This is a genomic window from Modicisalibacter luteus DSM 23508 (assembly GCF_000378505.1).
GTDB lineage: Bacteria > Pseudomonadota > Gammaproteobacteria > Pseudomonadales > Halomonadaceae > Modicisalibacter > Modicisalibacter luteus.
The window spans coordinates 28,135-41,119 of record NZ_KB900003.1 but is presented as its reverse complement, the minus strand read 5'-3'; the positions used below and the strand labels follow the sequence as shown (position 1 = coordinate 41,119).

Sequence of the window (12,985 nt, the reverse complement as noted above, 5' to 3'; positions counted from 1 at the left end):
GCAATAGCGATCCTTTGGCCCGAGCCATGGTCGCCAAGTGGGCCACGCAGAATACGGCTCATCTCAACCGGGTCGGTCAAAAAGGCATTCGCAAGTGGGGCAGGTGCCTGAGGGGGGATGTGTATCTACGGATGCCATGTACCTTCTGCTGGCTCGTCATGGGCCGCTGATGTTGATCTAGCGCTATGACATGGTGAGGACAGGCGATCAACGCTGGAGGCAACTGCAAGGTGACTTGAGTGTCGAAACAAAAACCGCCACTCGGCTTGATCCGTTAGTGGCGGTTTTGGCGGGGATTTCTGGACAGAGTGATAGGATTTGAACCTACGACCCCTGACTCCCGAATGTGGCGTATATGCCGCGTTTCGAAACACAGGCACGGGGCAGTTCCTAGGATCGAGGGACTACTGCAAATGCATTCATACAACTCCTCGACGGGCACAAGCCATCCTAACGTCTAACGGCTGGCCGGTGCGCCATGGCTAAAAGAGAGGGCGTGGCAAACGTCAACTAGCCGCTCCCTGTAGGTGGGACCCGGTAGCCGTTTCCTTCTCCACAGCCTCCCAAGTCAAGTCCCCGGTATAGCGCCAGGCCATACGGCCGGCTTGGTCTAACGCGAAGAGGTGCATCCATCGGTTGTCGAATAAAGCACGCACGCTATCGTGGCGTTTGAGGATGTCCATCATCGCTTCGCGTGGCGCCTCAATGCATACCGAAAGACGTAAGGGCTCATGAATAAAGGCCTCGCCATCATGAACTGACTGCCACGCCAGGCCGGATCGCATTGTCCCGCCGTTACCTTCGACGATACCGATGCCGCCGGTGACATTGTGGAGGAGCTTGTTGCCGGAACCGTAAACCGATGGCGAGACGGTGGAACCGTAGTACTGCAGACTAATCCAGCTCGCTACCACTACCGGCGCGGTCATAATCTGTTCGAGTACGCTAAACCGTTCGTCCTGACGCCAGTCGTAGTTATGCAGAAACACCCGCCCCTCGAAATTTCTGCCGGCAGTCCGTGAACGCGGGGCGGCGATAAAGGCCTTGCAACCGGCCAAGCCCCATTCCGGGCGGACTTCTGCCCAGTTACGGCTACGCCGCGGTATATCCTCTTCGTGGCCGGCTCCGGGTAGGCGCAGAGCGCGTTCGCCCCGGGCGGATTTACCCGCCGCGGCGAGCCAACTACGGGCCTGCGCAATGTCCTTTTGGTGCGTCTCTACTGCATGGTCCGTATCATAGAGAGTCACGGCGTCGGTCGTAGTATCGTGCAGCGCGCCGAGGAATAGCGTGTCATCGGGGATCGCCACGCCCCGGGCTTGCAGCCCCTGTCTTACCTCTGTGTCGTTTAGAAGCCCAGCCAGCAGTCGCGCGTTCACCTCGCCGGAATAGCCTCCGCAGGCCCCGCAGTCCAGCGCGCTGCCCTGAGGGTTGTTGATCACTCGCGCACCATGTCCCGTTAGCAGTACCAGACGGGCGAAGTCCTGAGTGAGCGACATGGCTCGTAGAATCTTCTCGGCCATGTCGATTCGCGACTCGACGTTGAGGGCGGGCTCGAAGCGTGGAGCCGGGTCACTCGGCATAGGCGTGGAATCATGCCCCAGGGCGTCGCGTAAAAGCTTTGCCAGGTAGACAGGCCCTGTAGCCTCCACGAAGGCGAAAGAGGATACGGCGGCGAGCTTGAACCGGCCCCAGGCTCGCTTGGCCCGGGCCGTAAAACGCGTAGTTCTATCTGACTCGGCGTCCTCCGGCCCGCCCGAGAGGCTTGAAACGCTGGGGCTGAGGAGGGCCGGCATTCGCCGCTCCGGTATATCCGATGCGAACCGACAATGAGCCGTCGGAATCCCGAAAAAGCCAGCGAAGCCCAAGGTTCGGATGCCGGGATCGACGTTCTCTAGGGCGCGCCGGAATACCTCCGAGCGCACGTCAATACAGAACGCTGCCTGTAGCGTCGGACGCGACGCCGTGGGTAACGCCTTTGCAGGCGCTTTTAGAGCCTCAGCAAGTTCCCGCTGGGCCGCGCGCTCGGTGGCGTCTTGCAGGATGGTGTCGATCACCAGCGCGGCGGTCGGCTCAGGCGGCCTGGCGTGGGCGGTTCGCACTTCTTCCCAGTGGGCAGCAATGTCCTCGGCATATTGCTCGAAAAGTGCTTCCTCCCAGATCAGGCGAATGACAAGAAGATCTGTGAGCGTATCGTCTGACTCCCCTGACAATTCCGCCTGCCAGAGCTTATAGCGCGCGTACTGGGCCCAGCCGCCGAGTGACATGAGCAGTTCATGGAAATAGGTCTCAAGTGCCGCCTCCGCAAGCCCGAGGCGTTCTGCTGCTCGCGCAAGCGTTTCCTGCGCTCGTTCAGGTGCTTGAGCAACAAAAGCTGCGAATCCGGAGAGGCCCGCTATTTCGGGCGTCAGATCGTAGGTCGCGACACCACGCCATGCGGCGTAAGTCCCTTGTGCGCGAGGCGCAGGCCAGAGCGCCTGCCCTTCGTCGAAGTAAGAGGCCGCCCAGGCGCCGAATCGCTCCTCAATGATGCCTGGCCAGTCGATTCCGGAAACTTCGGCGGCAAGATCGGCGACGGTAGGCAGCGGCTGGGCCTTGGGCGCCGGCTTGTCTGCCTCCGCCTTTAACGCGGCGACATCAGCGGGGCGCCGCTCCGCCGAAACCGCGGCCAGCGCCGCTGCGAGTTCGGTGTCGCCGAGCTTGCCCGAAGCGATCTGCTCACGATACCAACTGCGTGGCATGGTAACGTTTGCACCAGCGACCCGGGCCAGACGAGCACCCGCCGCGGCGAGATCTTCATGAACCTGTCCTAGAAACGGATTAACGGCAACACTGGAGTCTAGCGGCCAGAGCGGCGGTACTGCACGCGCCGCGGCGAGTGCGTTCGCGCAAAGGTTAACGGTAGAGTCGGGCTTGACCACTGTCAGTAACTCCTTCCGGATCGACGCGCGGACCAGCCACCGACAAGGCGGTTGAACAGCGCATTGGCGTAAAGGCCGTTGGACAGATGCACGCGCAGGCTTGCCGCTGCTGGGTGGTGTACCCAGAGTGGAAACGTCGCCTGTGCCACCGCCACGAAGCCGAAGCTGAGGACTGCGAGGATTATCAGCGCCCACTCGAGGGGGCCTGGTGCGGGAGTTTGAGGTAGCGTTCCTGCCGTCAGCCATTCGGCCCCAGTCTGAAGCGCGAAATAGGCGACCGCAGCTGCGATCGAGTAAAGTCCAGTGCGCCGGGTTAGGATCTTGGGTGCGTCATCTGCCAATCCCTGTGCCAACAGATAGGCCACACCAAAGATCAGGATCGCACCAAGCGCGATCGCCTGAGACGACTTGCCATCGAAGCCGGCAACTGCGCCGACCACTCCATAGATCACCAGCGCGATCACGAATGCGCGCGCTACTGCGGCTTTGTCGGGGATAGCAACCGGCCCGGGGCGGCGGCTTGCGGCGACCTGTTTGACCGCGCCGCCTGATGCCAGGAATGCGTGAGCCTTATAGAGTGAATGGGCGACGATATGCAGGAGGGCAATAGGGAAAAGCGCGAGACCGCACTGTAGGATCATGAAGCCCATTTGCGCTACCGTCGACCACGCAAGTGATGTTTTAACAGCTGGCTGCGTGAGCATTACCAAACCGCCGAACAGCGCCGTGAAGCCGCCGATCATTACGAGCACTGCAAGTACTCCGGGAGCCAGCAGCATCACGTCGGCGAAGCGGATAAGCAAGAAGCCGCCCGCATTGATGACCCCGGCGTGAAGCAGTGCCGAGACCGGCGTGGGCGTCTCCATTACCTCCGTTAGCCAGCCATGGGCCGGGAATTGCGCTGACTTTAAGATTGCTGCTACAGCGAGCAACCCGGCGGCCCAAAGGGCAGTGGTAGAGCCTTCGCCGGCGCGGGCCGCTTCGTTGATCGCGGCAATATCGGCAGTGCCAAAGTCGATCGCTAGCAGCAGAGCGGCCGCCCCGAGAGCAACATTGACGACCCTTGCGGTTACGAGCCTCTTATAGGCCGCCCGTTGTGCCATGATCCGATCAGGATAGAAGAGCAGGAGTCTCTGCAGGGAAAAGCTGACTGCAACCCATGCGCCAACGAACTGGAACAGGTTACCGGCTTGAACAAGAAGCAAGACCGCCCCAAGAGTTACACACAGCCAGCCAGTGAAAGCGCCTTGCCGTGCCTCGCCGTCCATATAGGAGACGGCGTAACGCAGCACGACCCAGCCGATAAAAGATACGAGCAGTAGCATGGCGACGCTGACGGCATCGACGCGTACCGCCAACCCGATCGTATCGGTACCCAGAATCGGACTCGTACCTTTGCCGTACAAAACTAGGATCAAGGTCGCCAGCACCGCGACGACTAATGAGGCCAATGCTGCGACTTCCGCGAGTCGGGGCGTCAGGGGCGGTCGTCTGCCGGGGTTCAGGAAAGCGGCAATGGCCGCCAGAAACAGCACGGCCGGTGCTGCAAGTGGCAACAAGTAAGTAAGCAATTCTTTCTCCGAAGCGTGACCCGTTCCACGGCAAACCTTAACAGTTGAGGTAAAATATAAAAAATACATTGTTTGCCATGAATCGTTCACTTAAATAGAACTAATATGCGTGACCTTAATTACCACCATCTCCGTTACTTCCACGCGGTAGCCCACGACGGCAACCTCACCCGCACCGCTGAACATATCAACCTCTCGCAGTCGGCCCTGTCGGCACAGATTCGGACTCTGGAGAAGCATCTCGGTCAGGCCCTGTTCGAACGGCGTGGTCGTCAACTGCATTTGACAGAGGCTGGGCGCATCGCACTCGACTATGCCGATACTATCTTCGCTGCCGGTGATGAATTGGTAGCAACATTGCAGGCGACGGGCCGGGCACGGCAGATTCTGCGGGTCGGGGCATTGGCTACTCTGTCGCGAAACTTTCAGATCGGCTTTCTACGTCCGGTCCTGGCGCGACCGGATGTCGAGGTGACCCTGCGTTCCGCTGGCATGGCGGAGCTGCTTCAGGGGCTCGAGGCGCTTAGCGTAGACGTGGTCCTGATCAATCAGCGCCCAGCGCAGGATGCCATGACGCCGTTCGTCGCGCACAAGCTGGCCGAACAGCGGGTCAGTTTGGTCGGCACGCCCACACGCCTGCAGGACCGAGGAACTCTAGCCGATCTCCTTTCCTCGCAAACGATGATCGTACCCTCGCACGGTAGTGTGCGGAGCGGGTTCGATGCACTGACGGATCGCTTGGGCATCCGCCCGCAAATTGTTGCCGAGGTCGATGACATGGCCATGATGCGCCTTTTGGCGCGGGAGGATATTGGGCTTGCCGTGTTGCCTCCTATTGTGGTCAAGCACGAGTTGGAAAGCGGCCACCTAGTAGAGGCCGACAGTCTTCCCGGCATTGCAGAAATCTTCTATGCAGTAACCGCCAAACGAAGATTCCCGAACCCACTGCTGCGCAGCCTGCTCAGGGCCACCGAAAGTAGGCATCAGCAGTGACATTATCCCGCGTACCAGGGTTGAGCGCACCGCGTAAGCTGGCAGCCTGCCCAGATGTATCGATGGGCGAATGGGCGTTATTGAATCTCTCGTGTATTCGATAGCCACAGCACATTCGGCGGAGCCGGCTGAAACTGCCGTCGAAACAGATCCATCGGGCAGGTCTGGGTGGAGAAACTCTTTTGCCACTACCAGCAGGTCGTCGACGCTCAGACGCAGGTGGCCGCGCAGGGCCACCAAGGTCTCTTCCTGAACGGGAGGCAGCGTCGCGAGCAAGTTGTGTCGCGTGTGGGATCGGTCATGTTGTGTGCTGCGGTAACGCCACCGGGCAATGGTGACTCGTGGTATTCGGTCTCGCACTGCACGACGGGATGAGGAAGGAAAGCAGCTATGGGAAGCGAGTGCACTATTGCCTGGCTGGGATATGGATGGGTGTAGGTAGACAACTGCTGACTAGACAGCTGCCACCTATATGTCACCTACCGAAAGGCATAGAAAAACCGCCACTCGGTATGATCCGTAAGTGGCGGTTTTTGCGGGAATTTCTGGTCGGAGTGATAGGATTTGAACCTACGACCCCTGCCTCCCGAAGACAGTGCTCTACCAAGCTGAGCTACACTCCGACGCTGTTGGGCTCGCGCCTCAACGGTGCTGCATTATACGCATCGCGCTGACTTGCGCAACCCCTCGTCCTCGATCAGGCCTGGCGATCGACCGCTAGCTTGGCCAGTTCTGCCAAGGTGTCGCGATAGCGGCTGTGAGGCAACACGTCGAGCTGGCTCAGGGCGCGGCGGGACATTTCTTCGGCACGTTGACGGGTGTAGTCCAGCGCGCCGGTTTCCGCGATGATGGCCAACACTTCATCAAGCTGATCCAGGCCACCTTTGCGTATCGCCTTGCGAATCAACTGGGCCTGCTCGGGGGTCCCGCAGGTCATGGCCTGGATCAGCGGCAGAGTGGGCTTGCCCTCGGCAAGGTCGTCGCCGACATTCTTACCCATGGTATGGGCATCGCCCTGGTAGTCGAGCAGGTCGTCGGTGAGCTGGAAAGCTAGCCCCAGGTAACGGCCATAGAGTTGCAGCGCCATCTCCTGGTCGGCATTCGCTGCAGCGAGCACGGCGCCGCTATGCGTCGCAGCCTCGAAGAGCATGGCCGTCTTGCCCTGGATGGTCTCGAAGTAGGCCGCCTCATCGACGTCGGGGTTGCCGATATTGGTCAGTTGCAGGACTTCGCCCTCGGCAATGGTGCAGGTGGCGGCAGAGAGAATCTCCATGACGCGCATCGAACCGACCTCGACCATCATCTGGAACGAGCGAGAATAGAGGAAGTCACCGACCAGCACGGAGGGGGCATTACCCCAGTTCACGTTGGCTGTCTTGCGCCCGCGGCGCATGCTCGACTCGTCGACCACGTCGTCATGCAGGAGCGTGGACGTATGCATGAACTCGATCAGCGCGGCCAGCGTGACATGGCGATCGCCATCGTAGCCCAGGGCGCGAGAGGCCAGCAGTACCAGAAGCGGGCGCAGGCGTTTGCCGCCGCTCTCGATGATGTAGTGGCCGATGCTTTCGACGAGCGGGACACGGGAGTCGAGCTGGGCGAGAATAGTGCGGTCGACGGCAGCGAAGTCCTCTGCCACCGCCGCATGGATTGGCGATGCGTTAGGCTGCATGTTGGCTTTCTATAAAGGGATTGGGCCGCTTCGAGAACCACGCCACAGGTGGGGCCGGCCTTGGGTGGGGTTATGCTATGGGCCCCTTGGCAGGGCGTCAAGGCAAGTCGCCGTTGGGATGGTGATGGTCTTGTGGTCCTATGCGCGAGTCGTTATAATCCGCGACCCTACTCATCATGCTCCCTGTCAGATGGCTGCCGGAAGGGGCGCCACTCGCCGCAGGTCGATGAAGAGCCCACCCCGATGAGTGTCTGGAGAGTGAGTTATGTACGCAGTTATCAAGAGCGGCGGTAAACAGTACCGTGTCCAGGAAGGCCAGACCCTGAAGCTCGAGAAGCTTGAAGTGGCCACCGGCGACAGCCTGGATTTCGACCAGGTATTGCTGGTTGCCGATGGCGACGACGTCAAGGTTGGCGCACCGCTGGTCGATGGTGCCAAGGTTTCTGCCGAGATCGTGTCTCATGGTCGTGGCGAGAAGGTTCGTATCATCAAGTTCCGTCGCCGCAAGCATTCCATGCGTCGTCAGGGCCACCGTCAGTGGTACACTGAAGTCAAGATCACCGGGATTTCCGCTTAAGCGGAACCTCCCCCTGAACGAGCGAGGAGTTAGCAATGGCTCATAAGAAGGCAGCGGGTAGTTCCCGTAACGGTCGCGATTCCGAATCCAAGCGCCTTGGTGTCAAGCTGTTCGGCGGCCAAGCCGTGACCCCAGGCAACATCATCGTTCGCCAGCGTGGCACGCGTTTCCACGCCGGCACCGGTGTCGGGATCGGCAAGGATCATACCTTGTTCGCATTGAACGAAGGCGTGATCAAGTTCGAGACCAAGGGTCCGAAGAACCGCAAGTTCGTGAGTGTTGTCTCCGCCTGAGGCGGGATGCACCAGAGTCGCCAGCGGAATGGCGGTTGCCGGGCGCAGCCGTTCGACCGTGGCAGAAAAGGCCCCGCAATGCGGGGCCTTTTTGTATGATGGCGGGTAGGCCGTCGGGAGAGTGACAGATGCAATTCGTCGATGAAGCCTCGATTATCGTGGAGGCCGGCAAGGGCGGTAGCGGTTGCCTGAGTTTCCGTCGCGAGAAGTACGTGCCCAAGGGCGGCCCCGATGGCGGTGACGGTGGCCATGGCGGCAGCGTCTACCTGATCGGGGACGAGTCGCTGAATACCCTGATCGATTTCAAGTACCAGCGCTTCTACAAGGCGCAGAATGGCCAGCCGGGCCAGGGCCGTCAGATGAGTGGCAAGGCTGGTGACGACCTTCATGTAAAGGTGCCGGTAGGTACTACGCTGATCGACGTGGACACTTTTGAGGTCATCGCCGACGTCACCGAACCCGGTCAGGTAGTGCTGGTCGCCCAAGGGGGGCGGCGTGGCTTGGGCAACATTCACTTCAAGTCGTCGACCAATCGTGCGCCGCGGCGGACAACGCCCGGCACCGAGGGTGAGCGCCGCAATCTGCGCCTGGAAATGAAAGTCATGGCCGATGTCGGCTTGCTGGGCATGCCCAATGCAGGTAAATCGACATTGATCCGCTCGGTTTCGGCGGCCAAGCCCAAGGTGGCCAACTACCCCTTTACCACGTTGGTGCCCAACCTCGGGGTAGTCAAGCTAGGAACGCACGAGCATTTCGTGATGGCCGATGTGCCGGGGCTGATCGAAGGGGCCTCTGAAGGGGCTGGTCTGGGGCTGCGCTTCCTCAAGCATCTGACGCGTACGCGCCTGCTGTTGCATGTGGTCGATGTGGCACCATTCGATGAGTCCGATCCGGTTGATGCCGCCCAGGCCATCGTTCATGAACTCGAGCAGTTCTCGGCGACGCTTGCCGAGCGGCCGCGCTGGCTGGTGCTCAACAAGCTTGACCTGCTGCCCGAGGACGAGCGCGAGACGCGTGTCGATGATATCGTCTCCCGGCTAGGTTGGGAGGGCCCTGTATATCGCATATCGGCGATCAGTGGCGACGGAACTCAGGCGCTGGTACAGGCCGTGCATCGCTGGTTGACCGAGCAGCGCCAGCTAGAGGCCGAGGATGAGGGGGCGGCCGAGCGTGAGCGCGAGATGCGCCAACGCATGGAGGCCGAGGCGGTTGCGCGGGCCGAGTCGCGGCTCAGCCGCAAGCGCAAGCGTGACGAGGATGACGACGACGATGACTTCGATGATGATGATTATGAAGTCGAGGTCGAATATGTGCAGTAGGGCGCAGCATGACGGATAGCGAGCAAATGCCAGGGCGTGAAGCGCTGACTGAGGCGAGGCGGATCGTGGTCAAGATCGGCAGTGCCCTGCTGACCAATGATGGGCGCGGTCTCGACGAAGCCGCCATCGGTGGCTGGGTCGACCAGATGGCGGCCCTGCATGCGCGGGGCATCGAGGTGGTGCTGGTTTCGTCAGGGGCAGTGGCAGCCGGTATGGTGCGCCTGGGCTGGAATGTACGCCCGTCGGCGGTGCATCAGCTTCAGGCTGCTGCCGCTGTTGGGCAGACCGGGCTGGCACAGTGTTACGAGGGGCATTTTGCGCGTCATGATTTGCGCAGCGCTCAAGTACTGCTGACCCACGATGACCTGTCCAATCGCAAGCGTTATCTCAATGCGCGTTCGGCCTTGCGTACCTTGGTCGACTTGCGGGTTGTGCCGGTAATCAACGAGAACGACACCGTAGTCACCGATGAGATTCGTTTCGGCGACAACGATACCCTCGGGGCGCTGGTTGCCAACCTGCTCGAGGCAGATGCTCTGGTAATCCTGACCGATCAGGAAGGCTTGTTCGACGCTGACCCGCGTCTTAGCCCCCAGGCACAGCTGATTCATGAGGGCCGCGCCGACGATCCCAGTCTGGCGGCCATGGCGGGTGGTGGTGGTGTGCTGGGGCGGGGCGGTATGACTACCAAGGTGCGTGCTGCTCGCTTGGCGGCGCGCTCCGGGGCGGTAACGGCGATCGCCAGTGGGCGCCAGCCTGGGGTGTTGACCCGTCTGGCCGACGGTGAGCGACTGGGAACCCTGTTACGCCCGGACCACGCTCCTCTGGCCGCTCGTAAGCGCTGGCTGGCCGGGCAGCTTCAAGTGCGCGGCACGCTCACGTTGGATGCCGGTGCGGTCAATGTTCTGCGTAGCCGGGGGTCGAGCCTGTTGCCGGTGGGTGTCAAAGCGCTGAATGGCCACTTTGTCCGTGGTGACATGGTGGTTTGTGTCGACGAGCAGGGCGAGCGGGTCGCCAAGGGGTTGGTCAATTACGGCAACGATGAGGCGGCGCGCATTCTCGGTCAGCCGAGCCATCAGATCGAGGCGATCCTCGGCTATATGGAAGCACCGGAGCTGATCCATCGCGACAATTTGGTAATTCTTTAGGCTATGTGTGTGATTGTTTGCAGCAGTCATGCGGCAAATACCCATTTACACTGCACAAACCCCGCTTGCTCGCTGATTTTTGCCTTGCCTGATGTTCGCCACCGACTTTTCTTGGGAGCGGCAGCAGGCGAGCCAGTCTTTACGCGGGCTGTAGCAAGGCCTGGGGGGCTATGCTAGAATGCCGCATCCTCTCAGACATGGCCCGTGATTCTTGAACGGCCGAACAGGCTTGGGGTGAAATAAAGCCAAGTCTGATCAATGTTTTATATCGAATTTACACCGAAGCAACGGTTTCAGATTCTCCAAGGAGATTACGGTGGCGAATACCAAGCAAGCTCAGAAGCGCGCACGTCAGGCTGAACAGCGTCGCAAGCACAACGCCAGTCAGCGTTCCATGGTCCGCACTTACATCAAGCGCGTTATCAAGGCCATCCAGGGTGGCGACCATGCGACTGCCATGACTGAGTTCAAGGCGGCCCAGCCGGTCATCGACCGTATTGCTGACAAGGATGCGCTGTCCAAGAAGAAGGCTGCTCGTATCAAGAGCCGCTTGAACAAGCGTATCAAGGCGCTGGCTGCGTAAGCCGGTCGCCACGGGGAACACCGCTGGCGCATTGCGTCGGGGGCTGAATTCTCGGCAGAAAAAACCGGCCTCGGCCGGTTTTTTTGTGCATGACATCCTGGCCTGCATGAAAGGAGGCGACAGTGCAGCCTGACGATAGCCGCGAGACACCGCCTGCGGCCCAGGAAAATACACAACTTGACGCCGGTGCGCCGACATCGCCTTCGGCGGGTGATTGGGCATCAGGCAGTCCCGCAACGACACCTGGGCAGGCGCAAACGCCGCCCGAAGGCGGCCGGCCGGTACGTGCTGGACTGCTGCGTTCCGGGCTTGTCGTCAGTATGATGACCATGCTCTCACGAGTCCTCGGGCTGGCCCGCGACGTGGTCATCGCGGCGTTGTTTGGAGCGGGTAGCGGGGCGGATGCGTTCTTCGTCGCCTTCAAGATTCCCAACTTCATGCGTCGTCTGTTTGCCGAGGGGGCTTTCAACCAAGCCTTCGTGCCGGTGCTCTCCGAGTATGCCTCCCGGCGCTCCCGGGCAGAGGTGCGCGAGCTGCTCGATGCTGTCTCGGGTAGCCTGACGGTGGTTCTGGCGTTGATCACGGCGGCGGCGATCGGACTGTCGCCATGGCTGGCCTGGCTTTTTGCGCCGGGGTTCGGGCGCGATCCCGAGAAGCTCGCGCTGACCGCCGAGATGCTGCAATTGACGTTTCCCTACCTGATGCTGATTTCGCTGACGGCCTTCTCGGGGAGTGTGCTCAATACCTGGAACCGCTTTGCGATACCTGCGTTTACGCCGGTATTGCTCAATATTTCTTTGATTGGTTCGGCTCTGTGGCTGACGCCCTGGATGTCGGTACCCTCGATGGCGCTGGCCTGGGGCGTGCTGGTTGCCGGTGCCGCGCAATTGGTCTTTCAGGTGCCGTTTCTGGCCCGCCTAGGGCTGATGCCGACACCCTGGCCCAATTTCCGTCACCCCGGGGTGAAGCGGATTCTCAAGCTGATGACCCCGGCTCTGTTCGGGGTCTCGGTGTCACAAATTAATCTATTGCTCGACACGGTGCTGGCATCGTTTCTTGCTGCCGGCAGCGTGTCCTGGCTGTATTACTCGGACCGCTTGGTGGAGCTGCCGCTAGGTGTGTTCGGTATCGCCATTGCCACGGTGATTCTACCGGCGCTTTCCAAACGACATGCCGAGCAGTCTACCGAGCACTTCGCCAAGATGCTCGACTGGGCGGTCCGGGCAGTGCTGCTGATTGGCTTGCCTGCGGCGCTGGCGCTGGCGGTGCTGGCCGAGCCGCTGCTGATCAGCCTGTTCCATTATGGGGCGATGACCGACCACGACATCGCCATGGCGGCGATGAGCCTGCGGGCTTACGCCCTAGGGTTGATCGCTTTCATGCTGATCAAGGTTCTGGCGCCCGGTTACTTTGCACGCCAGGACACCGCCACGCCGGTCAAGATCGGCATGATCGCCATGGCTGCCAACATGGTCTTCAATCTGGCATTGATCCTGCCATTGGCGCATGCCGGCTTGGCGCTGGCCACAGCGTTGTCGGCCTTCCTGAATGCTGGGTTGCTGGCGCGCGGCCTACGTCGTCAGGGCGTGCTGGTGTTTCAGCCGGGCTGGGGGCGCTATGCATGGCAACTGGGCGGAGGTTGCGTGGTACTGACGGCCGGGCTGTGGTGGTGCTCGCCGGACTGGCAGGCCTGGCTGGCATGGGGCGTGTGGCAGCGTGCCCTGGTACTGGGAGGGCTGGTCGTCGGCGGGGCCTGTGTGTATTTTGCCTGGCTGGTCGCGAGCGGCATCCGTCTGCGCCACTTTCGCTTGAACGGGTAACGCACCCAGTGCTGGCTTGTGTCTCGATGGAGTTGGGTAACGCGGCTGTCAAGGCCGGACCCCTTCGTTATAATTGCATCTTTTATCGACA

10 protein-coding genes, 1 tRNA gene and 1 pseudogene are annotated in these 12,985 nt (G+C 60.8%); 7 read left to right on the top strand and 5 right to left on the bottom strand.

Annotation, left to right across the window (positions count from 1 at the left end; genetic code table 11):
- Nucleotides 1-506: 506 nt before the first annotated feature.
- Both F568_RS23305 and F568_RS0118570 read right to left on the bottom strand, forming a co-directional pair.
- Nucleotides 507-2,918, bottom strand: coding sequence for a YbcC family protein (locus F568_RS23305; protein ID WP_019020270.1), 2,412 nt, complete (start codon nt 2,916-2,918; stop codon nt 507-509).
- Nucleotides 2,919-2,920: 2 nt separating this feature from the next.
- The gene (locus tag F568_RS0118570) at nt 2,921-4,579 is read right to left on the bottom strand and encodes a proton-conducting transporter transmembrane domain-containing protein (RefSeq protein WP_211213454.1); all 1,659 of its coding nucleotides are present in this window, start codon (nt 4,577-4,579) and stop codon (nt 2,921-2,923) included.
- 15 nt (nt 4,580-4,594) lie between these two features.
- On the opposite strand from F568_RS0118570, the gene F568_RS0118565 reads away from it, so the two are divergent.
- Nucleotides 4,595-5,482: a LysR family transcriptional regulator gene (locus F568_RS0118565; protein WP_019020268.1), complete on the top strand. Its 888-nt coding sequence runs from the start codon at nt 4,595-4,597 to the stop codon at nt 5,480-5,482.
- A 159-nt stretch (nt 5,483-5,641) separates the two neighbouring features.
- Here F568_RS0118565 and F568_RS25835 read toward each other — a convergent pair.
- The 3 genes and pseudogenes from F568_RS25835 to ispB all read right to left on the bottom strand — a co-directional run.
- A pseudogene (locus F568_RS25835) lies at nt 5,642-5,818 on the bottom strand (IS481 family transposase); the annotation flags it as partial.
- A 210-nt stretch (nt 5,819-6,028) separates the two neighbouring features.
- A tRNA-Pro gene (locus tag F568_RS0118560) sits at nt 6,029-6,105 on the bottom strand.
- 74 nt (nt 6,106-6,179) lie between these two features.
- On the bottom strand, nt 6,180-7,154 hold the full coding sequence (gene ispB, locus F568_RS0118555) for an octaprenyl diphosphate synthase (RefSeq protein WP_019020267.1): 975 nt from the start codon (nt 7,152-7,154) through the stop codon (nt 6,180-6,182).
- A 265-nt stretch (nt 7,155-7,419) separates the two neighbouring features.
- Here ispB and rplU point away from each other — a divergent pair, with 265 nt between their 5' ends.
- From rplU to murJ, 6 genes are all read left to right on the top strand, one after another.
- Nucleotides 7,420-7,731, top strand: coding sequence for a 50S ribosomal protein L21 (gene rplU / locus F568_RS0118550; RefSeq protein ID WP_019020266.1), 312 nt, complete (start codon nt 7,420-7,422; stop codon nt 7,729-7,731).
- 35 nt (nt 7,732-7,766) lie between these two features.
- Nucleotides 7,767-8,024 carry a 50S ribosomal protein L27 gene (rpmA, locus tag F568_RS0118545; RefSeq protein ID WP_019020265.1) on the top strand — a complete coding sequence of 86 codons (258 nt, stop codon included), beginning with the start codon at nt 7,767-7,769 and terminating at the stop codon, nt 8,022-8,024.
- 128 nt (nt 8,025-8,152) lie between these two features.
- A complete protein-coding gene (gene cgtA / locus F568_RS0118540; RefSeq protein ID WP_019020264.1) occupies nt 8,153-9,343 on the top strand; it encodes an Obg family GTPase CgtA in 1,191 nt (396 codons plus the stop codon).
- Nucleotides 9,344-9,351: 8 nt separating this feature from the next.
- Nucleotides 9,352-10,491 carry a glutamate 5-kinase gene (gene proB / locus F568_RS0118535; RefSeq protein ID WP_026300644.1) on the top strand — a complete coding sequence of 380 codons (1,140 nt, stop codon included), beginning with the start codon at nt 9,352-9,354 and terminating at the stop codon, nt 10,489-10,491.
- Nucleotides 10,492-10,807: 316 nt separating this feature from the next.
- A complete protein-coding gene (gene rpsT, locus F568_RS0118530) occupies nt 10,808-11,074 on the top strand; it encodes a 30S ribosomal protein S20 (protein ID WP_019020262.1) in 267 nt (88 codons plus the stop codon).
- A 296-nt stretch (nt 11,075-11,370) separates the two neighbouring features.
- Nucleotides 11,371-12,894, top strand: a complete 1,524-nt coding sequence (murJ, locus tag F568_RS0118525) for a murein biosynthesis integral membrane protein MurJ (protein WP_051088005.1) — start codon at nt 11,371-11,373, stop codon at nt 12,892-12,894.
- The last annotated feature ends 91 nt before the right edge of the window (nt 12,895-12,985 follow it).